The organism is Rhodanobacter geophilus, assembly GCF_040812275.1.
GTDB classification, from domain to species: Bacteria; Pseudomonadota; Gammaproteobacteria; order Xanthomonadales; family Rhodanobacteraceae; genus Rhodanobacter_A; species Rhodanobacter_A geophilus.
On sequence record NZ_JBFOHL010000014.1, the window covers coordinates 77,089 to 99,339 of the forward strand.

Annotated in this window: 24 protein-coding genes; 21 read left to right on the forward strand and 3 right to left on the reverse strand. The window is 71.3% G+C overall.

Annotation, left to right across the window (positions count from 1 at the left end):
* Positions 1-9 precede the first annotated feature (9 nt).
* From ABQJ56_RS14740 to ABQJ56_RS14780, 9 genes are all read left to right on the forward strand, one after another.
* Complete coding sequence (locus ABQJ56_RS14740) at positions 10-945, forward strand: MinD/ParA family ATP-binding protein (RefSeq protein WP_367845778.1); 936 nt, start codon at positions 10-12, stop codon at positions 943-945.
* A complete protein-coding gene (locus ABQJ56_RS14745; RefSeq protein WP_367845779.1) occupies positions 942-1,670 on the forward strand; it encodes an RNA polymerase sigma factor FliA in 729 nt (242 codons plus the stop codon). The genes ABQJ56_RS14740 and ABQJ56_RS14745 overlap by 4 nt, the downstream gene beginning before the upstream one ends.
* Before the next feature lie 61 nt (positions 1,671-1,731).
* On the forward strand, positions 1,732-2,136 hold the full coding sequence (gene cheY, locus ABQJ56_RS14750) for a chemotaxis response regulator CheY (protein WP_367845780.1): 405 nt from the start codon (positions 1,732-1,734) through the stop codon (positions 2,134-2,136).
* Positions 2,133-2,774, forward strand: coding sequence for a protein phosphatase CheZ (locus ABQJ56_RS14755; protein WP_367845781.1), 642 nt, complete (start codon positions 2,133-2,135; stop codon positions 2,772-2,774). The genes cheY and ABQJ56_RS14755 overlap by 4 nt, the downstream gene beginning before the upstream one ends.
* A gap of 270 nt (positions 2,775-3,044) precedes the next feature.
* A complete protein-coding gene (locus tag ABQJ56_RS14760) occupies positions 3,045-4,943 on the forward strand; it encodes a chemotaxis protein CheA (RefSeq protein WP_367845782.1) in 1,899 nt (632 codons plus the stop codon).
* 4 nt (positions 4,944-4,947) lie between these two features.
* A complete protein-coding gene (locus ABQJ56_RS14765) occupies positions 4,948-5,688 on the forward strand; it encodes a flagellar motor protein (protein ID WP_367845783.1) in 741 nt (246 codons plus the stop codon).
* Entirely contained in the window at positions 5,685-6,737 is a 1,053-nt protein-coding gene (gene motD, locus ABQJ56_RS14770; RefSeq protein ID WP_367845784.1) for a flagellar motor protein MotD, read from the forward strand. The genes ABQJ56_RS14765 and motD overlap by 4 nt, the downstream gene beginning before the upstream one ends.
* Before the next feature lie 28 nt (positions 6,738-6,765).
* Positions 6,766-7,245 (forward strand): chemotaxis protein CheW, encoded by a 480-nt coding sequence (locus tag ABQJ56_RS14775; protein WP_367845785.1) that lies wholly within the window; start codon positions 6,766-6,768, stop codon positions 7,243-7,245.
* Positions 7,235-7,585 carry a DUF2802 domain-containing protein gene (locus ABQJ56_RS14780; protein ID WP_367845786.1) on the forward strand — a complete coding sequence of 117 codons (351 nt, stop codon included), beginning with the start codon at positions 7,235-7,237 and terminating at the stop codon, positions 7,583-7,585. Before ABQJ56_RS14775 ends, ABQJ56_RS14780 begins: the two co-directional genes overlap by 11 nt.
* A 615-nt stretch (positions 7,586-8,200) precedes the next feature.
* On the opposite strand, the gene ABQJ56_RS14785 is transcribed toward ABQJ56_RS14780, so the two are convergent.
* Together ABQJ56_RS14785 and fliK are read right to left on the reverse strand one after the other, a co-directional pair.
* The gene (locus tag ABQJ56_RS14785) at positions 8,201-8,467 is read right to left on the reverse strand and encodes a flagellar biosynthesis protein (RefSeq protein ID WP_367845787.1); all 267 of its coding nucleotides are present in this window, start codon (positions 8,465-8,467) and stop codon (positions 8,201-8,203) included.
* Positions 8,464-9,603, reverse strand: coding sequence for a flagellar hook-length control protein FliK (gene fliK / locus ABQJ56_RS14790; protein ID WP_367845788.1), 1,140 nt, complete (start codon positions 9,601-9,603; stop codon positions 8,464-8,466). Before fliK ends, ABQJ56_RS14785 begins: the two co-directional genes overlap by 4 nt.
* 174 nt (positions 9,604-9,777) lie before the next feature.
* Between fliK and ABQJ56_RS14795 the strand changes: the two genes are divergently transcribed.
* The 10 genes from ABQJ56_RS14795 to ABQJ56_RS14840 all read left to right on the forward strand — a co-directional run bounded on the left by ABQJ56_RS14795 (position 9,778) and on the right by ABQJ56_RS14840 (position 19,414).
* On the forward strand, positions 9,778-10,110 hold the full coding sequence (locus ABQJ56_RS14795) for an STAS domain-containing protein (protein ID WP_367845789.1): 333 nt from the start codon (positions 9,778-9,780) through the stop codon (positions 10,108-10,110).
* A 14-nt stretch (positions 10,111-10,124) separates the two neighbouring features.
* The gene (locus ABQJ56_RS14800; RefSeq protein ID WP_367845790.1) at positions 10,125-10,487 is read left to right on the forward strand and encodes a response regulator; all 363 of its coding nucleotides are present in this window, start codon (positions 10,125-10,127) and stop codon (positions 10,485-10,487) included.
* Between the two features lie 31 nt (positions 10,488-10,518).
* Positions 10,519-12,507 (forward strand): chemotaxis protein CheA, encoded by a 1,989-nt coding sequence (locus ABQJ56_RS14805; RefSeq protein WP_367845791.1) that lies wholly within the window; start codon positions 10,519-10,521, stop codon positions 12,505-12,507.
* 191 nt (positions 12,508-12,698) lie between these two features.
* Complete coding sequence (locus tag ABQJ56_RS14810; RefSeq protein WP_367845792.1) at positions 12,699-13,205, forward strand: chemotaxis protein CheW; 507 nt, start codon at positions 12,699-12,701, stop codon at positions 13,203-13,205.
* A gap of 13 nt (positions 13,206-13,218) precedes the next feature.
* Positions 13,219-14,940: a methyl-accepting chemotaxis protein gene (locus ABQJ56_RS14815; protein ID WP_367845793.1), complete on the forward strand. Its 1,722-nt coding sequence runs from the start codon at positions 13,219-13,221 to the stop codon at positions 14,938-14,940.
* Positions 14,941-14,943: 3 nt separating this feature from the next.
* A complete protein-coding gene (locus tag ABQJ56_RS14820; RefSeq protein ID WP_367845794.1) occupies positions 14,944-15,828 on the forward strand; it encodes a CheR family methyltransferase in 885 nt (294 codons plus the stop codon).
* Positions 15,825-16,478 carry a chemoreceptor glutamine deamidase CheD gene (gene cheD, locus ABQJ56_RS14825; RefSeq protein ID WP_367845795.1) on the forward strand — a complete coding sequence of 218 codons (654 nt, stop codon included), beginning with the start codon at positions 15,825-15,827 and terminating at the stop codon, positions 16,476-16,478. The genes ABQJ56_RS14820 and cheD overlap by 4 nt, the downstream gene beginning before the upstream one ends.
* A gap of 70 nt (positions 16,479-16,548) precedes the next feature.
* Positions 16,549-17,667 (forward strand): protein-glutamate methylesterase/protein-glutamine glutaminase, encoded by a 1,119-nt coding sequence (locus ABQJ56_RS14830; protein ID WP_367845796.1) that lies wholly within the window; start codon positions 16,549-16,551, stop codon positions 17,665-17,667.
* A 257-nt stretch (positions 17,668-17,924) separates the two neighbouring features.
* On the forward strand, positions 17,925-19,103 hold the full coding sequence (locus ABQJ56_RS14835) for a methyl-accepting chemotaxis protein (protein ID WP_367845797.1): 1,179 nt from the start codon (positions 17,925-17,927) through the stop codon (positions 19,101-19,103).
* Between the two features lie 11 nt (positions 19,104-19,114).
* Positions 19,115-19,414 (forward strand): STAS domain-containing protein, encoded by a 300-nt coding sequence (locus ABQJ56_RS14840; protein WP_367845798.1) that lies wholly within the window; start codon positions 19,115-19,117, stop codon positions 19,412-19,414.
* Between the two features lie 192 nt (positions 19,415-19,606).
* On the opposite strand, the gene ABQJ56_RS14845 is transcribed toward ABQJ56_RS14840, so the two are convergent.
* Positions 19,607-19,969, reverse strand: a complete 363-nt coding sequence (locus ABQJ56_RS14845) for a hypothetical protein (RefSeq protein ID WP_367845799.1) — start codon at positions 19,967-19,969, stop codon at positions 19,607-19,609.
* A gap of 175 nt (positions 19,970-20,144) precedes the next feature.
* Between ABQJ56_RS14845 and ABQJ56_RS14850 the strand changes: the two genes are divergently transcribed.
* Positions 20,145-20,498, forward strand: a complete 354-nt coding sequence (locus ABQJ56_RS14850) for a hypothetical protein (RefSeq protein ID WP_367845800.1) — start codon at positions 20,145-20,147, stop codon at positions 20,496-20,498.
* 46 nt (positions 20,499-20,544) lie between these two features.
* Positions 20,545-22,092 carry a glycerol kinase GlpK gene (gene glpK / locus ABQJ56_RS14855; protein ID WP_437343436.1) on the forward strand — a complete coding sequence of 516 codons (1,548 nt, stop codon included), beginning with the start codon at positions 20,545-20,547 and terminating at the stop codon, positions 22,090-22,092.
* Positions 22,093-22,251: the final 159 nt, after the last annotated feature.

Genomic DNA, 22,251 nt, shown 5'->3' on the forward strand with positions numbered 1-22,251 from the left:
GTGCTCGCGATGAACCAGGCTTCGGGACTGAAGCAGATGCTGGCCACGCTGGTCGGCCGGCCCGCGACGGAAGCGGTGGCCAGTCACCAGGCCGACGGCCTGCTCGCCGCGGTGCCGACGGCGCGCCGGCATTGCCAGACGATCGCGGTGGCCGGCGGCAAGGGCGGCGTGGGCAAGAGCACGGTGGCGGTCAACCTCGGCGTGGCGCTGGCCGCTGCCGGCCACGAGGTGATGCTGCTGGATGCCGATACCGGGCTGGCCAACGTCGACGTGATGCTGGGGCTCGCCCCCGCGCGCCACATCGGCCACCTGCTCGACGGCGAGTGCACGCTGGAGGAATTGCTGCTGCCGGCGTCGTGCGGCCTGCAGGTGGTGCCGGCCGGTTCCGGTGCGCGCCGGCTGGCGCAACTGCGCCACGGCGAGCTGGCGGCGATCATCCGCGCCTTCGACGAACTGGTGCGGCCGCCCGAGTACCTGCTGGTGGACACCGCCGCGGGCCTGTCCGACAACGTGACGATGTTCGCCGCCGCCGTCGCCGAGGTGATCCTGGTGGTGTGCGACGAGCCGGCCTCGCTGACCGACGCCTACGGCCTGGCCAAGGTGCTCAGCCGCGACTTCGGCGTGCGCCGCCTGCGCATGGTCGCGAACATGGCGCGCAGCGAGGGCGACGCGCGGGCCTTGCACCACAAGCTGGCGCGGGTCAGCGACCGCTTCCTCGACGTGGCGATCGAATTCTGCGGCTGGGTGCCGCACGACGAGCGGCTGCGCCAGGCGATCCGGCGCCAGGCCGCGGTGGTCGAGCTGTGGCCGTCCAGCCCGTCGGGCCGGGCATTCAAGAAACTGGCGGGTGCGGTCGATAAGTGGGTCGAGCCCGGGCGCGCGGGTCTCGACCGCATCTCCTTCTTCGGTGGCCGGACGGCTCCGGTCGGAGGCATGCCGGGATGAGCGCGGCTTCGGAATACCTGCAACTCTCCCGCGAGAGTGCCGACGAACTGGTACGTCGGCACGCGCCGCTGGTCCGGCGGATCGCCTATCACCTGATGGGGCGGTTGCCGGCCAGTGTCGACGTGGGTGACCTGATCCAGGCGGGAATGATCGGTTTGCTGGAGGCGGCACGCCATTTTGCCCACGACAAGGGCGCCAGTTTCGAGACGTTTGCGGGCATCCGCATCCGTGGCGCGATGCTGGACGAGTTGCGCAAGGCCGACTGGACGCCGCGCTCGGTCCATCGCAAGACCCGCGAGGTGGCCGAGACGATCCGCCAGATCGAGGCCGAGACCGGCGCCGAGGCGGACGATGCCGAGGTGATCCGCCGGCTCGGCATCAGCGCGGAGGAGTACCACCAGGTGCTCGCCGACGCGGCCTGCTCGCGCCTGCTCAGCCTCACCGCCTCGGACGACGGCGAGGAGACCGGGGTGCTCGACGTGGCCGACGAGGGCAGCCTGGGGCCGCACGAAGGCATCGAGCACGACGGCATGCGCGAGGCGCTGGTCGAGGCCATCACCGCGCTGCCCGAGCGCGAGCAGCTGGTGATGTCGCTGTACTACGAGCAGGAATTGAACCTCAAGGAAATCGGTGCCGTGCTCGGCGTGAGCGAGTCGCGGGTGTGCCAGATCCACGGCCAGGCCGTGATCCGGCTCCGCGCGCGGCTGGCCGACTGGCGCGACTGAGCGGACCCCACCCCACCATCCCCGGGGCCGCCGGCCGGCCCGACGCACGTGGAGCAGACGTTTGGACAAGAACATGAAAATCCTGGTGGTGGACGACTTCTCCACCATGCGGCGCATCGTCAGGAACCTGCTGGTCGAGCTGGGCTTCAGCAACCCCCTGATCCAGGAAGCCGACGACGGCGAGAACGCGCTGATCCTGCTGCGCAGCCAGCCGTTCGACCTGGTGGTGACCGACTGGAACATGCCGAACATGACCGGCATCGACCTGCTGCGCGCGATCCGCGCCGAGGCCGCGCTGAAGGGCCTGCCGGTGCTGATGGTCACCGCCGAGAACAACCGTGAGCAGATCATCGCCGCGGCCCAGGCCGGCGTGAACGGCTACATCGTCAAGCCGTTCACCGCCGTCACCCTCAAGGAAAAGCTCACCAAGATCTTCGAACGGATCGCCGCCGGAGCCAGCGCATGAATGCCGTACTTCCCCTCGCCGTCGACGACGGCCTGCCGCCCGAGCTGCGCGAACTGCTGAACAGCCCGGAAGGCCCCGCCTTCGAGCAGGCGCTGGACACGATGGTGCGCCAGCGCGAGCAGCACCTGTTCCGCGCGCTGGGCCAGCTGGCCCGCGAACTGCACGACGCCGTGCGCCGCCTCGGCGGCGAGCTGGCGCAGGAAGGCGTGCCCGGCATCGTCGCCGACGCGCGCCAGCACCTGCAGGACGTGCTGGAAATGAGCGCGAACGCCGCCAACCGCAGCATCGATTTCGCCGAGCGCCTGCGGCCGCAGGCCGAGTCGCTGGCGCGCAACGCCTGGGATGTGCTGCAGCAGGCCGAGGGCGACGAACCCGCCGCCGCGCTGGCGCGCGAAGCCGCCGCGTTCGCCGACAGCTGCCGCGCCGGCCTCGGCGACATGGTGGTGGCGCAGTCCTGGCAGGACCTCACCGGCCAGCGCATCAAGAAGGTCGCCAGCTTCATCGGCACGGTGGAATCCTCGCTGCTGGAACTGGTGCGCCTCACCGGCGCGCTGGCCGGCGTGGAGGCGCCGGTCGACGTGGCCAAGGTGACCAGCCAGGAGGATGCCGACCGCCTGCTCAGCGAATTCGGGTTCTGAGAGCCTGCTTATGGTCCCCAAGCACCCCGCGTTGTCATCGAGTGGTCGTCAGGTGTTAGTGCGTGGCGAAGCACCTGCCTGGCTGGCAGGTCAAGCCGCGCGCTGCCGCATGGCGGCCACTCGATGGCAATCCGGAGAGCCGGGTCTGTTTGCCCGCATGCCTGCGTCATCACTCAGTCGTGGACGGACGTCCACTCCTTCGTTCTTCCTTGGCCTGCGCGCAAACAGCGTCCGGCGCGGGGCGCTTGGGGACCATAAGCAGGCTATGCGATGAACGCGGATTTCGACAACGAGCTGCGCCAGGACTTCCTGGTCGAGGCCGGCGAGCTGGTCGAGCGGCTGGGCGAGCAGCTGGTCGGGCTGGAGGCGGCGCCGGACGACGGCGAGCTGCTGAACGCCGTGTTCCGCGCCTTCCACACGGTCAAGGGCGGCGCCGGCTTCCTCGCGCTGGAGCCGATGGTGCAGCTGTGCCATCACGCCGAGGACCTGCTCAACCTGGCCCGCAACGGCGCCGTGCGGCTCGACGCCGGCTACATGGACGCGCTGCTGCAGACGCTGGACCGGCTGGCCGAGATGATGGCCGCGCTCGGCGCGGGCGCGCCGCTGGCGATGCCGCCGCCGGCCTTGTTGCAGGCGCTGCTGCCGCGCGGTGGCGCGGTGGCCGTTGCGGCGCCCGCACCGGCGCCTGTTTCCTCGCCCGAGCCGGCCGGCGGCAGCATCGACGACAGCGAGTTCGAGGCTTTGCTGGACAGCCTGTACGGCACCGCCGCGCCCGGCACGGTCGAGCCGGCGCCGTTGCCGCAGGCGCCGGCGAAGTCGGCGACGATCGACGACGACGAATTCGAGGCCTTGCTGGACACGCTGCACGGCAAGGGCGGCCAGCCTGGCCTGCATGATGCCGGCGCCCAGCCCGGCGTCGCTGCACCACCCGTGGCGTCCGTGCCCGCATCCGCTGCGGCACCTGCGCCGGCCGTGCGCCATGCGACGCCGGCCGCCGAGGCCACCGTGCGCGTGGACACGGCGCGGCTGGACCTGCTGGTCAACCACGCCGGCGAGCTGGTGCTGGCGCGCAACCGCCTACTCAGCCTCGCCGCACGCCACGGTGGCGAGGCCCTGGCGGAGGCGGCCGACGAGCTGGACCGCATCACCGACGAGCTGCAGGGCGCGGTGATGGGCATGCGCATGCAGCCGGTGGGGCGCCTGTTCCAGCGCTTTCCGCGCATTGTGCGCGACCTCGCCCGCCAGCTCGGCAAGGAAGTGGAGCTGGTGCTGGAAGGCGAGGGCACCGACCTCGACCGCAGCCTGGTCGAGGCGCTGGCCGATCCGCTGATCCACCTGCTGCGCAACGCGCTCGACCACGGCGTGGAGGCACCGGAACTGCGCGAGCAGGCCGGCAAGCCGCGCAAGGGCCGCGTGGTGCTGTCGGCGATGCAGCGCGGCGAGCGCATCGTGATCACGGTGAGCGACGACGGTCGTGGCATGGACCCGGAGATCCTCAGGCGCAAGGCGGTGGAGAAGGGCGTGATCGACGCGGCGCAGGCCGCGCGGCTGTCCGAAGCCGAGTGCTACGAACTGATCTTCCGCCCCGGCTTCTCCACCGCCGCCACGGTCTCCGACGTCTCCGGCCGCGGCGTCGGCATGGACGTGGTGAAGACCCGCATCACCGAGCTCGGCGGCACGCTGGCGGTGCATTCGCGCCCCGGCCACGGCAGCGAGCTGGAACTGGCGGTGCCGCTCACCCTGGCCGTGCTGCGCGTGCTGATGGTGCGCGTGGGCCGGCGCCTGCTCGCGCTGCCGCTGGGCAACGTGGAGGAAGTGTTCGAACTGGCCGCGGGCCAGGACTGCCTGCTCGACGGCCGCCTGGTCGCGCGCCAACGCGGCCGTGCGCTGCCGCTGGTCGACCTGGTCGGCTGGACCGGCGTGGCGACCGAGGCGGTGCGCCACGTGGCGGTGCTGCACATCGGCCACCAGCGGCTGGGCTGCCTGGTACACGAGGTGCTTGGCCGCGAGGACGTCATCGTCAAGCCGCTCGGCCACCTGTTCGCCGGCGTGCCGGGCGTGGCCGGCGCCACCGTCACCGGCGACGGCCGGCTGGCGCTGGTGATGGACCTGGCGGGCCTGGCCGACGCCGCCGCGCAATCCCCCCTCCCCCTGGCACAGACCGGCTGACGTCATGGACCTGATCAGCATCATCGGCACGATCCTGGCCTTCGTGGTCATCATCGTCGGCACCATCCTCAAGGGCTCCACGGTCGACGCGCTGTGGAATCCCGCGGCGTTCGTGATCGTGTTCCTCGGCACGCTGGCGGCGCTGCTGGTGCAGAACCACGGCAAGGTGCTCAGGCACGCGCTGCGGATGATGGCGATGGTCTACCGCCCGCCGCAGCACCGGCCGGCCGACCTGATCAGCCGCATCGTGGGCTGGAGCGAGATCTCGCGCCGGCAGGGCCTGCTCGGGCTGGAACCGCAGATCGAGGCCGAGCCCGACCCGTTCGTCAGCAAGGGCCTGCAACTGCTGGTCGACGGCGGCGAGCCGGAGGCGATCCGCGGCGTGCTGGAAGTGGACCTGGAAACGCGCGAGGCGATCGACCTCGCCGGCGCCAAGGTGTTCGAGATGGCCGGCATCTACTCGCCCACGCTGGGCATCATCGGCGCGGTGATGGGCCTGATGGCGGTGATGCAGAACCTGGCCGACCCGTCGAAGCTCGGCCACGGCATCGCGGCGGCGTTCGTCGCCACCATCTACGGCGTGGCGCTGGCCAACCTGTTCATGCTGCCGATGTCCGCGCGGCTGAAGAGCCTGATCGGCAAGCAGAGCCGGATGCGCGAGATCCTGATCGAGGGCCTGGTGTCGATCGCCCAGGGCGACAACCCGCGCCAGATCGAGTCGCGCCTGCAGGGCTACGTGGCATGAGGCGGCACAAGCACGAGGAGCACGTGAACCACGAGGCGTGGGCGATTCCCTACGCCGACCTGATGACCCTGCTGCTGGCGTTCTTCGTGGTGATGTACGCCGTCTCGGTGGTCAACGAGGGCAAGTTCCGGGTGATGTCCGAATCGCTGATCGAGGCGTTCAACGGCTCCAGCCACGCGATCGCGCCGCTGCCGCCCACCCGCGTGCGGCCGCACAACATCAATCCGGCCATCGCCGCGCCGGCCGGGCAGAACGGCGCCTCGGTGGTGCCGATCGCCGTGCCGATCCCGCCGCATCCGGTGGCGATGCAGGGCGGCGACGGCCGCGACATCGCGCACCAGGCCGCGTCGCAGGCGAACCTCAAGCGCATCGAGGCCGACGTGCGCAAGGCGCTGCAGGCGCTGATCGACCGCAAGCAGGTGACCGTGCGCAACAACGGGCACTGGCTGGAGATCGAGATCCGCACCGACATCCTGTTCCCCAGCGGCGTGGCGCAGCTGTCCGCGCCGGCGCAGGGCGTGCTGCACAACCTCGCCGCGGTGCTGGCGGCCTTCGCCAATCCGCTGCGGGTCGAGGGCTTCACCGACAACGTGCCGATCAAGACCGCGCTGTATCCCTCGAACTGGGAATTGTCGGCGGCGCGTGCGGGCAGCGTGGCGCGCCTTTTCGTCGGCAGCGGCATCACGCCGGACCGGCTCGGCATCGTCGGCTGGGGCGAGATGCATCCGGTGGCCGACAACGGCACCGCGGCCGGCCGCAACGAGAACCGGCGCGTGCTGGTGGTGGTGATGGGCGACGGCTCGGCGCCCACGCGCGAGCACAGCGACATCGGCACGCTGGGCCGGCAACCCGGGATCGCCGCGGCGCCGGTGCCGGGCACGCTGCCCACCGTGCAGGTGGTCGAACCCCTGCGGCCGGCGTCGTCCGGGGCGGCGAAGAGCGCGCCCGCCGGGGCATCCGCCGGCACGGCGGGCGCGCGGACGCCGGTCGCCGAGGCCCGCGCCGACAGCGCACCCGCCGCCGCAAACCAGACCAGGGCCATGCCATGACCCGGTGCGCCGACGCGGGAGACTGCGCATGAACGCCATGACCGCCGGCACCGCGCCGGAGGATCGCCACTGGCTGTCGTTCCGCATCGGCGCGCAGCTGTACGCCGCGCGGCTGGCCGACGTCAGCGAGGTGATCCGCGACGACGAACTGACGCCGGTGCCCGGCGCCCCCCCCGACCTGCTCGGCGTGCGCCACCTGCGCGGTCGCATCGTGCCGGTGATGGACGGCCGGCGGCGGCTGGGCCTGCCGGCGGAGATCGCGGTCGATCCGCTCGCGGTGCGCATCGTGATGCTGGCGCATGCCGGCCAGCCGCTGGGCCTCAAGGTCGACGCGGTCGGCGAACTGATCGACGGCGACGGCCTGGAGATCGCACCGCCGCCACCGGGCCGGGCCAGCCGCGACGACGATCCGGTCAGCGGCGTGCTGCCCTGGCGGGACGGCTTCGTGGCCCTGCTCGATGCGCGCCGGCTGTACCGCCTGGACGGAGGCGGCGGCGATGTGGCTTGAACTCGGCGTGATCGCGCTGCTGTTGCTGGCCGCGGGCCAGACCATCCTGCTGCTGCGCCTGTGGCGCCAGTCGGTCCGCTTGCGCCAGCGCGTCGATGCGCTGTGGCGGAACGCGGCCGGCGCGGCCACCGACGTGCCGACCTCGATGCTGGTGACGGCGCTGGGGCGGCTGGAGCGGCAGCTCCGCCAGGTGGAACGGCCGGCTTCGCCCGGACGTTCCTGGGAGCTGGCCAGGCGACTGGCGCACGAAGGTGCCGATATCGAGCAACTGATGGCGTGCTGCGGGCTGTCGCGCGACGAGGCGAAGCTGATCCTCGCCGTGCGCGCGCCAGTGGCGTAGGAACCTGTTCGAAGTCTCGTGGTGCCGGTGCTGCCTTTTGGTGATGGGGCGGCGTCCACAACACCTTTTCCTCCTCGTCCCATTGCGGGAGCGCACGGCTACCTCCCCTCGCCCCATTGCGGGAGCGCGCGGCTTCCTCCCCTCGCCCGCTTGCGGGAGAGGGGGTGGGGGAGAGGGGCCTTTGCTTCGGTTGTACGCAAGCGACAAAGCGGTTTCGGTCGCCTGCAGGCGACCGAGTTGTTTTTCTCTTGCGTGGCCACGTCCGCGCCTGGAGCGCAGGCGAACGGCGCAGCTGGCCCGAAGGGCGGAGGGCAGGATGCCCGGAGTCGGAGAAAGCAACCCGAAGAGAAGGCCGCCCCGATGCGGCGCTCTCCGGGCATTCCCGGATCAAGTCCGGGACAGGTTCTGCGTTGCGAGTCCGTGAGGCGCGGCCGGGTTTTTCGGCCGGGCTCCTGCCCGGTCGTAAAAGCGTTGCCTTCCATGGCAACGCCCGCTGCGCGGCCTGATCGTCCATGCCTCACCGCCGCACAGGGGCCCCGGAAAAGCGGCGCGCTCCCGCGCGCAGAAGCAACAGCAGCGGCAACAGCAACGGCGTTGCAGGGCCCTGGACAGGCCTCAGCCTTGTTCTTCCGCCGCGTCGTAGACGGTGGCGAGCACCGAGGCGGCCGCGGCGTAGAGCAGGGCCGGCACGTCGTCGCGCAGGCGCAGGCCGGCCAGCAGGGCGGCGATCTGCGGGTCGGGATGCAGCGGCAGGCCCAGCGCCTGTGCACGCGCGCGCAGGCTTTCCAGCGATTCGGGCGGCAGCGCCCTGGTTTCGCCGGTGCCGGGGCCGGACAGGCGCAGGCTGACCCGGCGCATCGTCGGGGAGGGCGGCGTACTCATGCGGTGGCCTGCAGCAGCACGGCGCTGTAGCGGCCGGTCGGTTGCGGCAGGCCGAGCTGGCAGCTCAGCTGGTCGAGCAGCAGGCCGCAGGCGGCCAGTCGCTGGCGCAGCGCGGTGAACTGGCGTTCCAGCCGCTGCACGGTGTCGGCGCGGGCGGCCCACAGGCGCACCGACAGGCGCGGCTCGCGCAGCTGCAATTCGCCCTGCACCGCGCCCAGCGCGGGCAGGTCGAGTGCGAAACCCAGGTTCCAGCCGCGGCCGCCGTCGCCGGCGTCGATGACGTATTCCAGCTGCAGCTGCAGCACGTCGCGGCCGTCCTCGCCCTGCAGCGGGATCTCGATCATCCATGCCGGCAGCGGGCCGGTGCCGGATTCCAGCTGGGCCACCTCGATCCGCGCCAGCGCGGCGCGCACGTCGCCGTGCAGGCGATCCAGCAGCGGCGCCACGTCGTCGCCCGCGAGCAACGGCAGCAGTGCGCGCGGCTGCGCCTGCAGGCCGCGCTGCAGCAGCGGCGGCGCGGTGTCGCCGTCGTTCCGTGGCGCAGGCGTCGCCGTGCGGCGTTCGAGCAGGGCGGCCAGGCGCAGCAGCGCGCCCTTCCAGTCGTCCTGCGGCAGGGGCGCCGGGTTGCCGTGCGGCTGGGCGAGCAGCGATTCGAGGAACAGGCCGCTGCGTTCGATCGCCACGCGCAAGCCCTCGCCGCGGGTGATTTCCGCCGGGCTGCGCAGCGCCTGTTCGAGCAGGGCGAGCGCGGCGCGCAGGTCCGGGGGCAATTGGCGCAGCATCGGCCGCTGGGCCACCGCGGCCAGCGTGGCCAGCAGCGGCGCGTAGCCGTTCTGCAGCGGCAGGCGTTCAAGCAGGGCGCGCTGCAGGATGGGGTCGGCCTGCGGCGACAGCATTTCCAGCAGCGGCTGTGCGCCGAGGCTCAGCACGCGCACCTGGAACTGCGCGGGCAACTGCCCGCCGGCCACGTCCGCCTCCACCGTCAAGCCGCCGATCTGCAGCACCTGCAGTCCCTGCGGGTTCACGCCCAGCGGTCGTGCCGACAGCACGCTGCCGATGCGCCAGCTCTGCGCCGCACTGCCCGAGGCAGCGCCGGCCCAGGTCAGGGCGGCAAGGCTGGTCGGCTGGATGATCATTCGGCTCCTGGGCGTGGCTGAGGTGCGGCGTGGACGGGTCGTCCCGGAGGACATCGGCCCCCGCCGCACAAACTTGAGGTGCCGCGGCCGGCGCCGCGACGAAGCTAAAGCGTGCACCACGGCGGCCGATAAGCCCAGCAGTCGGCGCCAGCAGGCGCGAACGGAGTGACGGGCATGGCCGGCAAGCAGGCGGCGAGGCGGAATGGCGAGCGACAGGCGGACGCGCCGGCCACGGTGGTGCTGCCGCCGGACTGCCGCATGGCCGCGCAGGCGGCGCTGCAGGCGCAACTGGTGGCGGCGCTGCCGGGCGGCGCGGTGGTGCTCGACGGCAGCCGGGTGGAGCGCGTGGACACCGCCGCGCTGCAACTGCTGGTGCTGCTGCGCCGTGCGCTGGACGGCCGCGGCGGCACGCTGGCCTGGCACGGCGCGAGCGAGGCATTGAACGACGCGGCCGGCCTGCTGGGGCTGGCGACGATTCTGGAACTGCCGGCCGTCGGGCCGGCCTGATACGAGGTGGCAGCATGGCGAAGATTCTTGCGGTAGACGATTCGGCTTCGATGCGCGGCATGGTGGCGTTCACCCTGCGCGGCGCGGGACACGAGGTGACCGAGGCCGAGAACGGCCAGCTGGCGCTGGACGCGGCCGGTGCGGGCGCGTTCGACCTGGTGCTGGCCGACGTCAACATGCCGGTGATGGACGGCATCAGCATGGTGCGCGCGCTGCGCGCGAAGCCCGAGTACCAGGGCGTGCCGATCCTGATGCTCACCACCGAGTCGCACACCGAGAAGAAGATGGAAGGCAAGGCGGCCGGCGCCACCGGCTGGCTGGTGAAGCCGTTCGATCCCGAGCAGTTGCTGGCCACCGTCAAGCGCGTGCTGGGCTGAGACCACATACGGGTTCCGAGGGAAACGCAGCATGGCCACGGTCGACCTGACCCAGTTCCACCAGACCTTCTTCGAGGAAAGCCGGGAAGGCCTCGACGCGATGGAGGCGGCGCTGCTCGCGCTGGACGCGGGCTCGACCGACCACGAGCTGGTGCACACCATCTTCCGCGCGGCGCATTCCATCAAGGGCGGCGCGGCGACGTTCGGCTTCGCCGACGTGGCCGCGTTCACCCACGTGGCCGAATCGCTGCTGGAGGAAGTGCGCAGCGGCCGCCGCGCGGTGGATGCTGCATTGATCGACCTGCTGCTGCGCTCGGTCGACTGCCTGCGCGCCATGCTCGAACGCACCAGCCACGGCCAGGCCGCGGCCGACGCCGGCAGCGAGGCGCTGCGCGCCGAGCTGGCGCGCCTGGTCGCGGGCGAGGCGGCGGCGGCCGTGGCGCAGGCGCCAGCCGCGCCGGCCACCGGCTGGGACCTCCGCTTCGTCGCGCTGCCGCACCTGCTGCAGACCGGCAACGAGCCGCTGCGCCTGTTCCGCGAACTGCAGCAGCTCGGCCGGCTGGAGGTGCTGCGCGCCTTCGTGGCGGATGGCGCGCCCGCGGATTTCGCCGCGCTCGATCCCGGCCAGTGCTACCTGGGCTGGGAGCTGCGCCTGCATGGCGCGGTCACGCGCGCCGCGCTCGATGCCGTGTTCGAGTGGCTGGACGGCGACTGCGAACTCGCCATCGCGCCGCTGGCCGCGGCGCCCGTCGCGGAGGTCGTGGCCGCGCCGGTTGCGCTGGCGCCCGCGGCGGCACCGGTGCCGGCACGCGAGGCCGGCACGGGCGGCGCCGGCCAGGCCGACGGCGGCTCGATCCGCGTGGGCATCGACAAGGTCGATGCGCTGATCGACATGATGGGCGAGCTGGTGATCACCCAGTCCATGCTCAGCGACATCGGCGCCAACTTCACCATGGCGCAGCTGGAACGGCTGCGCGAGGGACTGGCCCAGCTCGAACGCAACACGCGCGAGCTGCAGGACAGCGTGATGCGCATCCGCATGCTGCCGATCGGCAGCGTGTTCAACCGCTTCCCGCGCCTGGTGCGCGACCTGGAGCGCAAGCTCGGCAAGCAGGTGAAGCTGGAGCTGCACGGCGAGCACACCGAGCTGGACAAGACCGTGCTGGAGAAGATCGGCGATCCGATGGTGCACCTGGTGCGCAACGCGATCGACCACGGCCTGGAAATGCCCGACCGCCGCCGCGCCGCGGGCAAGCCCGAGACCGGCACGCTCGTCCTGGACGCCCACCACGAGGGCGGCAACATCATCGTGCGGATCAGCGACGACGGCGCCGGGCTCAACCACGAACGCATCCGCGCCAAGGCGGTCGAGCGCGGGCTGGTGTCGCCCGATCAGCCGTTGAGCGAAGACGAGATCGCCGAGCTGATCTTCCAGCCCGGCTTCTCCACCGCCGCCCAGGCCACCGACCTCTCCGGCCGCGGCGTGGGCATGGACGTGGTACGCCGCAACGTGCGCGACCTCGGCGGCAGCGTGGGCGTGAAGAGCGTGCCCGGCCGGGGCAGCGTGTTCACCATCGCGCTGCCGCTGACGCTGGCGATCATCGACGGCCTGGTCACCGCGGTGGGCAGCGAGCGCTACATCGTGCCGCTGATCTCCATCGTCGAATCGCTGCGGCTGTCGCCGGATGCGGTGCGCCGCACCGCCGGCGGCGGCGAGATATTCCGCTTCCGCGACGACTACCTGCCGATCATCCGCCTGCACCGCGCCTTTGGTTGCGCCGACGCGGTCGCCGCGATCGAGCGCGGCATCGTGGTGGTGGTCGAGGACGAAGGCCAGCGCGTGGGCCTGCTGGTCGACGAGCTGGTGGGCCAGCAGCAGGCGGTGATCAAGTCGCTGGAGAAGCACTACGAGCGCGTGCAGGGCGTGTCCGGCGCCACCATCGTCAGCGACGGTTCGGTGGCCCTGATCGTCGACGTGGGCGGAGTGGTGCGGCTGGGGCGGCGCAGCAAGGCCGCCTGAGCGGCCTGGCATCCGCGACGGGCGGCTGGGGCCGCGGCGGACGTCGTCCGTGCCGCGGCCGTCCCGTCCCCGGATTCCGCCGTCGAGCCGGCGCGCCCCAGGGGCCGCGGTGCGCTCAAGTCCCCGCCGGCAGCGCCGATACAGCATCGAGGCCGGGCGCACAGCGGCGCCCAACACGAGGTAGACGATCCATGCACGAACACCACGCGGACACGGCGCCCACCGTGCAGCAGCTCACCTTCAGCCTGGCCGGCGAGGAGTACGGCGTCGACATCCTGTCGGTGCGCGAGATCCGCGGCTGGTCGCGGGTGACGCGCATCCCGCAGGCGCCCGCGCACATGCTCGGCGTGCTGAACCTGCGCGGCGCGATCGTGCCGGTGTTGGACCTGCGCCTGCGCTTCGGGCTCGAGCGCGAGGGCTACGGCGACAACACGGTGATGATCGTGGTGGCCGTGGCCGAACGGCTGTTCGGCATCGTGGTGGACGCGGTGTCCGACGTGGTCGACATCGACCCGGCGACGATCAAGCCGGTGCCGGACATGGGCGCGATCGTCGACACCCGCTACCTGAAAGGCCTGGCCACCCATGTCGAGCGCATGGTGATGCTGCTGGACGTGGAAAAGCTCATGCGTCCGGAGGACGTTGAAACGCTGGATGCCGCGCTGCCGGACGTCCGCGATGTCGAAATTGCCGCCTGATCCGGGAACCACGATGAACATCAAGAAATTCACTGCGCGCTTCGCCAAGTTTTCGACCTTGTCCGTCAAGGCCCGCCTGATCGGCACGTTCGGCTTGCTCGGCTTCATGCTGGTGGCCGGCGCCGCAGTCGGCCTCGGCATGATGTCCTGGCAGAACGATGGCATGCGCAAGAGCTACCAGGACGGCATGGTGCCGGTGCAGTTGATGAGCGAACTGCGCTCGAAGTCGCTGATGAACTTCATCGTGCTGGGCGAGGCGGCCAGCGTGATCGGCAAGCCCGACCAGGTGAAGCAGAAGCTCGCCGAGTTCGGCAAGAACCAGGAGGCCCTCCCCGAGCTCGAAAAGAAGCTGTCGGCGGTGCAGATGAGCGCGGACATCGCGACGAAGTACAAGGCCCTGCGCGGCACCGACGCCGATTACAAGAGCAGCCTGAAGGACGTCACCGACGCCCTGGCGCAGGGCGACGACGGCGCCCACGACCTGCTGGAGATGGAAGTGCGCCCGACGCTGATGATGCGCATGGACACGCTCAACAAGCTGATCGAGGCGCAGAGCGACCAGGTGAAGCAGGCGCATGACGTCCAGGTGCGCCGCTACAGCATGGTGCGCGCGCTGGTGCTCATCGCGTTGTCCGCCGGCCTGATCTTCGCGCTGCTGGTGGCCACCGTGCTGGTGCGTTCGATCAGCAGCACGCTGGCGCGCCTGGTGACGGTGGCGCATGCCATCGCCGAAGGGCGGCTGGGCCACGACATCAAGGTCAAGCGCGACGACGAGCTGGGCCGGCTGCTCGACGCCTTCCGGGTGATGGACGAGCGCCTCAGCGCGATCGTGGGCGAGGTGCGCCAGGGTTCCGACGCGGTCAGCAGCGCGGCGCAGCAGATCGCGCGCGGCAACGACGACCTCAGCCAGCGCACGCAGGAGCAGGCCTCCAGCCTGGAGGAGACCGCCTCGTCGATGGAGGAGATGACCTCCACCGTGAAGCAGAACGCGGAGAACGCCAGCCACGCCAACCAGCTGGCGCGCGGCGCCCGCGAGCAGGCCGAGCACGGCGGCGAGGTGGCCGGCAAGGCGATCGCCGCGATGGCCGAGATCGACGCTTCCAGCCGCAAGATCGGCGACATCGTGGGGCTGATCCAGGAGATCGCGTTCCAGACCAACCTGCTGGCGCTGAATGCCGCGGTGGAGGCGGCGCGCGCCGGCGAGCAGGGCCGCGGCTTCGCGGTGGTGGCCAGCGAGGTGCGCAACCTGGCGCAGCGCAGCGCCGGCGCGGCGAAGGAGATCAAGGGCCTGATCGCCGAGAGCGAGGAGAAGGTGCGCGGCGGTTCGGAGCTGGTCAACCAGTCCGGCAAGGCGCTGGCCGAGATCGTCGAGAGCGTGAAGAAGGTCACCGACATCGTGGCCGAGATCGCCGCCGCCAGCCAGGAACAGTCGGCCGGCATCGACCAGGTCAACAACGCCGTGATGCAGATGGACGAGATGACCCAGCAGAACGCGGCGCTGGTGGAGGAGGCTTCCGCCGCCGCCCGTGCGATGCAGGAGCAGGCCGCCGAGCTGTCCGGCCAGGTGGGCTTCTTCCGCCTCGCCGGCGATGCCGCGGCGGCGGAGGACGTGCCGCCGACGCGTGCGAAGGAAGTGGCCAAGGCCACCGAGGCGGTGTTCGCCGCCGTGCGCAAGGCGCCGCCGCGCGCCGTCGCCGCCGACACGGCGGATGCCGGCGCCTGGAAGGAGTTCTGAGCGATGGCCGTCGCCGCCGGTGCGATCGAGCGTGCTGCGGCACCCGCGGGCGACGGCGCGGTCCCGCTCGGCGACGCCGAGTTCCGCTTCCTGCGCGACTTCGTCTACGAGCACTGCGGTATCGCGCTGGGCGAGCACAAGCGCCAGCTGGTACAGGGACGGCTGGCGCGGCGCCTGCGCGCGCTGCGGCTGCCCGACTACGCCGCGTACTGCGCGCTGCTGCGCGACGATCCGCACGCCGAACTGGGCGAACTGGCCAGCGCGATCAGCACCAACGTCACCTCGTTCTTCCGCGAGCCGCACCACTACGAACTGCTGGAGAACGAGTTGCTGCCGCAGTGGCTGGCGCACAAGCGCCGCGACGGCGACCGCCTGCGGATCTGGTCGGCCGGCTGCTCCACCGGCGAGGAACCCTATGCACTGGCGATGGTGCTGGCCGAGGCGCTTGAGCGGCATGGCGCGGCGGCCGTCGACGCGAAGATCCTCGCCACCGACCTGTCGCCGCAGGCGCTGGAAACCGCGCGCAACGGCGTGTATCCGCTGGACCGGCTCGGCGGCATCGGCGATGAGCGCCGGCGCCGCTGGCTGCTGCGCGGCGCCGGCGAGTACGAGGGCTACGCCTGCGTGCATCCGCGGCTGCGCGAGCTGGTGACCGTGCAGCCGCTGAACCTGCTGCACGACTGGCCGATGCGCGGGCCGTTCGACGCGATCTTCTGCCGCAACGTGGTGATCTATTTCGACCAGCCGACCAAGCAGCGGCTGTTCGGCCGCTACGCCGCGCTGCTGCGGGCGGGCGGCCACCTGTTCCTGGGCCACTCCGAATCGCTGCACGGCATCAGCGACGACTTCGAGCTGATCGGGCGCACCGTCTACCGGAAGCGCGCATGATGCTGGCGCGCACGGCCGAACGCCGGGCCACGCCCACGCTGCCCGCGGCCATGCCCGGCTTCGAGCACCTGCGCCGGTTCTGGGATCCCGGCCAGAACTGCATGGTGGTGAAGGTGCTGCCGGGCGAGTTCTACGTGGGCGCGCAGGACGAGCTGGTCAGCACCGTGCTCGGCTCCTGCGTGGCGGCCTGCATCCACGACCCCGTGCGCGGCATCGGCGGCATGAACCATTTCATGCTGCCCGAACCCAGGGGCGCCAGCGACGGCTGGTCGTCCACCGTGGGCCGTGCGGCGCGCTACGGCAGCGATGCGATGGAGCAGCTGATCAACGCGGTGCTGAAGGCCGGCGGGCAGCGCGCGGACCTCAGGGTCAAGGTGTTCGGCGGCGGCCGCGTGCTGGCCCAGCTCAGCGACGTGGGCCAGCGCAACATCGACTTCGTGCACCGCTACATCGCGGCCGAGCGGCTGCCGCTGGTGGCGGAGGACCTGGGCGACGTGTATCCGCGCCAGGTGCAGTTCTTCCCGCAGAGCGGCCGGGTGCGCGTGCGCCAGCTGCGCCGCAGCGACGACGTGGCGCTGGTGGCCGACGAGCGCGGCTACCTCAAGCGTTTGGCAAACGATCCGATAAAGGGTGAGGTCGAGCTGTTCTGACGCCGGGTGCCGGCGCGGCATCGACCAGGCCATCGTCTTCGGCGACGGGGCCGCATGGCCAAGGTGAGCAATGGAAAGAGTGCGCGTACTGGTAGTCGACGATTCAGCGCTGGTGCGCAAGCTGATGTCGGCCATGCTTGCCTGCGACCGCGAGATCGAGGTCGTGGGCACCGCGGCCGATCCGCTGATCGCCCGCGAGAAGATCAAGCAGCTCGATCCCGACGTGCTCACCCTGGACGTCGAGATGCCGCGCATGGACGGCCTCACCTTCCTGGAAAACCTGATGCGGCTGCGGCCGATGCCGGTGGTGATGGTGTCGTCGCTGACCACGGAAGGGGCCGACGTGACGCTGCGCGCGCTGGAACTCGGTGCGGTGGATTTCCTGGCCAAACCCAGCAGCGACCTGGCCTCGAGTTTCGGCGACAGCGCGCTGGAGATCTGCGCCAAGGTCAAGCAGGCGGCGCGGGCGAAGCCGCGCGCCCGCACCACGGTGCGCAGGCTGGACGTGGCGCCGCGGCTCTCGGCCGACGCGGTGCTGCCGCGCTCGCAGGCGGCCGGCAGCCGCGGCGGCAGCCCGATCATCGCGCTCGGCGCCTCCACCGGCGGCACCGAGGCGGTGCGCGTGGTGCTGGAGGCGATGCCGCCGGATGCGCCGCCGATCCTGGTGACCCAGCACATCCCCGCCGCGTTCAGCGGGCCGTTCGCCGCGCGCATGGACCGCTGCTCGGCGATGCGCGTGTGCGAGGCGCGCGACGGCCAGCCGATCCAGCCGGGCCACGCCTACATCGCGCCCGGCAGCCACCACCTGCTGGCGATGTGGGACGGCGCGAGGTACGTGTGCCGCCTGCACGACGGCCCGCCGGTGAACCGGCACCGCCCCAGCGTCGACGTGCTGTTCCGCTCGCTGGCGGCCAGCGCCGGCGCCGCCACCATCGCCGCCCTGCTCACCGGCATGGGCGACGACGGTGCGCGCGGCCTGCTCGAACTGCGCCAGGCCGGCGCCGTCACCCTGGTGCAGGACGAGGCCAGCTCGGTGGTGTGGGGCATGCCCGGCGCCGCCTGGAAGCTCGGCGCCGCGGCGGAGATGCTGCCGGTCGACCACATCGCGGCGCGCCTGCTGGCGCTGGCCCGCCATACCCATTCCTTGGCGCCGGCGGCGCCTGAGAGCCTGCTCAATGTCTCCACATAGCCCGCGTTGCCTTGCCGTGGTCGTCAGGTGGTGGCGCGCGGCGCAACGCCTGCCTGGCTGGCAGGCCAAACCGCGCGCTGCCGCATGGCGGCCACGGCAAGGCAACCCTTCGGGCCGGGTCTGTTTGCCCGCATCCCTGCGTCATCACTCGGTCGTGGACGGACGTCCACTTCCTCCTTCTTCCTTGGCCTGCGCGCAAACAGCTCCCGGCGCGGGCCATGCGGAGACATTGAACAGGCTCTAACGGATAACGGAACATGTCACTCACTCCCGCCCTCTTTTTCCGACGCCCGCTGGCCGGCTGGGTCGCCAGCGTCGTCGCCCTGCTGCTGACGCTGGCGTGGCACCCGGCCTGGTTGGCGCCGCTGCTGGTGCTCGCCCTCACCGCGGCGTGGGTTTTCGCCGTGCGCGCCGAACCACAGCTCGCGCCGGTGGTCGCCGCGCCCGCGGGCGCCGAGCCGGTGCGCGCGGCGCTGGAGGACGTGCGCAGCGCCCTGGTCGACGAGCTTGGCCACGCCACCCGCGAACTGCACCAGGGCCTGGACCTGCTGCGCGACGCGGTGTCCGAACTGGGCGGCGGCTTCGACGGCCTGTCCAGCAAGACCGCGCTGCAGCAGTCGCTGCTCAAGCAGATCATCGACGTGCAGGACGGCGGCGTGTCGGTGCAGGATTTCGCCGCCCGCACCGGCGACCTGCTGGAACACTTCGTGGGCATGATCGTGCAGATGTCGCGCGAGAGCCTGCGCATCGTCTACCGCATCGACGGCATGGCGAAGGAGATGGACGCGGTGTTCGGCCTGCTGCGCAACGTCAACACCATCGCCGAAGAGACCAACCTGCTGGCGCTGAACGCGGCGATCGAGGCGGCGCGCGCGGGCGAATCCGGCCGCGGCTTCGCGGTGGTGGCCGGCGAGATCCGCAACCTGGCCAGCAATTCCAACCAGCTCAACGAGCGCATCGGCGGCCATGTCGAGCGCGCCCGCACCGCGATGGAGCAGCTGCGCGGCCTGATCGGCGCGATGGCTTCGCAGGATCTCAACGTGGCGCTGTCGGCCAAGGGCGGCATCGATGCGATGACGGCCCATGTCACCGAGAGCGACGCGCGCACCAGCAAGGTGGCCGACCAGGTGGTCGAGATCAGCCGCGGCCTGGGCAGCGACGTCTCCACCACCGTGCGCTCGCTGCAGTTCGAGGACATCCTGCGCCAGCTGATCACGCAGACCCGCACCCGGCTCACCGAGCTGCAGGAAATCACCACCGAGTGCACCCGCGACATCGAGGAGCTGGCCTGCGCCACGCTCGAGGCCGATGCGCTGGAGGAGCGCGCCCTGCGCGTGCGCAGCCGGCTGGCGATCCAGCGCGAGAAGGCGCGCCTGCGTTCGCGCGGCCCCGCGCTGCAGAACTCGATGGATGCCGGCGAAATCGAACTCTTTTGAGGAATGCCCCCATGATCGTCCACCACGACCCCGAGCTGGATTGCCTCACCCTGCAGATGGGCGAGCGCTTCGACTTCAGCATCCACCGCGACTTCCACGACGCCTGCCTGGGCGACGGCAAGCCCGCGCGCAGCTATGTGATCGACCTGGGCGAAGTCACCGGCATGGACAGCTCGGCGCTCGGCATGCTGCTGCTGCTGCGCGAGCACGCCGGCGCCGACCGCGCCGACATCCGCATCGTCAACGCCGCCGGGGAACTGCGCAGCACCCTGCGCGTGGCCGGCTTCGACAAGCTGTTCGTGCTGCATTGACGTGCCGGGCCGGCCGGCATGGCCGGCCGGGAAGCGTCGACGCCGCCAGCGTCTCGCGGGCGCCGGGTGCGCGGCGGCAGGCTTCCGCAGGCCGTACGGGTTCCCGCGGACTCCGGATGCCTGTCCCGCCGGGCGCGCAAACGCGAAGGGCTCCCCCGGGGGAGCCCTTCGCGTTCGTGCCGGTGTGGCCGCTTACCAGGTGCGCACGTCCACCACGCTGGCCGTGAAGGACTGCATGCCGGGCTGGAAGCGGAACATGCGGCCCAGGTCGAAGTCGACCTTGTCGCCGGGCGCGATGTTGGAGGTGCCCGCCGGCCACGCCTGCTTGCTCTGCAGCACGGTGCCCGAGGCGTCCTTGACCTCGACGCGGATCTGCGCGGCGGCGGCGCTGGCGCAATGGTTGGCCAGCTCGCCACGCAAGGCGATCCGCGTCGACATGCCGGCATTGTTGAGCGCCGGCTTGAAGTCCTGGATCGCGAAGTCCTGTACGGAGCAGGCCGCGTGGGCGGCCAGCGGAGCCAGCAGCAGGGCCGTGGAAACTAGCAATGTCTTCATGAGCTTCGGTCTCCCACTTGGGCGCAGTTGCGCACGTATCCGGGGTATCGACGGCAGCCAGCGAAACTTGAACCGGTGATGGCCGGGCTCTAAAGCTCCGCGCGGCATGGCCGATACCGGCGGCATCCGCCTGTATTCCCCTGGCGGTTCCCTCCCCATCGTTTCCGGAGATCCCATGAAAGCCTTTGTTGCTGTCGCTGTCCTGCTGCTGGCGCCGCTGGCCGCCCACGCCGCCTGTTCGCCCGCCGACTTCGCGATCCAGGGCTTCAAGCCCGGCGCGGCCCCGGGCGCCCGCCTCAGCCTGCGCGGCGAGCTGGTGAACCACTGCGCCACCGCCTCGGCCGCGCAGATCCGCATCCAGGTCAAGGACGCGTCGGGCACCGTGCTGCAGAGCAAGCAGGCGTGGCCGGCGGGCACCTCCAACATCGCCCCGGGCGACACGGTGAACTTCGACCTGGGCCGCATGTTCCACGCCCAGCCGGACATGAGCACCTTCACCGCCAGCGTGGTGGACGTGCGTACCTGGTAAGCGCTTTTCCGGCTCGCGGCCTCGTGTGGCCGCGGGCGACGGGGCGATGGCTTCGTTGCTAATCTTCGTGCGGGCATCGACTGCGAGGCGTCCCGTGGCGAAGCGATACATCCTGGCGCTGGACCAGGGCACCACCAGCACGCGGGCCATGCTGGTCGACGCGGCCGGTTGCGTGGCAGGCATGGCGCAGCGCGAGTTCGCGCAGATCTACCCGCAGCCGGGCTGGGTGGAGCACGACCCGCGCGAGATCCTCGCCAGCGTGCTGGTGACGGTGACCGAGCTGCTGACGCGCAGCCAGGTCGAGTTGCGCGAGCTGGCCGGCATCGGCATCACCAACCAGCGCGAGACCACCGTGGTGTGGGATCGCCGCAGCGGCCAGCCGGTGCACAACGCGATCGTGTGGCAGTCGCGGCAGAGCATGGCGATCTGCGAGCGGCTGCGGGCGGACGGCGGCGAGGCCATCGTGCGCGCGAAGACCGGCCTGCTGGTCGACGCGTATTTCTCGGCCAGCAAGATCCGCTGGATCCTCGACCATGTGGCAGGCGCGCAGGCGCGCGCCGAACGCGGCGAGCTGCTGTTCGGCACGATCGAGAGCTGGCTGGTGTGGAACCTCAGCGGCGGCCGCCTGCACGTCACCGACGCCAGCAATGCCGCGCGCACCCTGCTGTACGACATCCATCGCCGGGAATGGGATGACGAACTGCTGCGCCTGTTCGGCGTGCCGCGCGCGATGCTGCCCGCGGTGCGCGGCTGCAGCGAGCACTACGGCGACACCGATCCCGCGCGCTTCCTCGGCGCCGCGGTGCCGATCGGCGGCCTCGCCGGCGACCAGCAGGCTGCGCTGTTCGGCCAGGCCTGCTTCGAGCCGGGCATGGCGAAGAACACCTATGGCACCGGCTGCTTCATGCTGATGCACACCGGCACGCAGGCGGTGCCGTCGCGTCGCGGCCTGCTGACCACCATCGCCTGGGACATCGGCGGCCGGGTCGAATACGCGCTGGAGGGCAGCATCTTCGTGGCCGGCGCGGTGGTGCAGTGGCTGCGCGACGGCCTGCGCATGCTGGAATGCGCCGCCGACTCGCAGGTGCTGGCCGAAAGCGTGGCCTGCACCGACGGCGTCTACCTGGTGCCGGCCTTCGTGGGACTGGGTGCGCCGTACTGGCGCAGCGAGGTGCGCGGCGCGATGTTCGGCCTCACCCGCGGCACGCGCCGCGAACACCTGGTGCGTGCGGCGCTGGAGGCGATGGCCTACCAGTCGCGCGACGTGCTGGCGGCGATGGAGGCGGACGCGGGCATCCCGCTGAAGGAGCTGCGCTGCGACGGCGGCGCGATAGGCAACGACTTCATCGCGCAGTTCCAGAGCGACCTGCTGGACGTGCCGCTGCTGCGCCCGCGGGTGCAGGAGACCACGGCGCTGGGCGCGGCCTACCTGGCCGCGCTGGCGCTGGGCTTCTGGGAAAGCCGCGGGCAGCTGGCGCGGCTGTGGCAGGTGGAGCGGCGCTTCGAGCCGCGCATGCCCGCGCCGGAGCGCGAGCGCCTGTATCGCGGCTGGCAGGCGGCGGTGCAGGCCGCCTGCGCGTTCACGCCGTCGTAGGTGCGCACCCTGTGCGCGGTGGTTGAACTTGAGCGGCGTAGGAGCAACTGTCTTCACCCCGGGTTGGGCACTCTCCATTCGGTGCGGTCACGGGCCATGGCGTTGAGGCGGGTGAGGAGGACGCGCATGCAGGCGGTGATGGCGACCTTGGCGCACTTG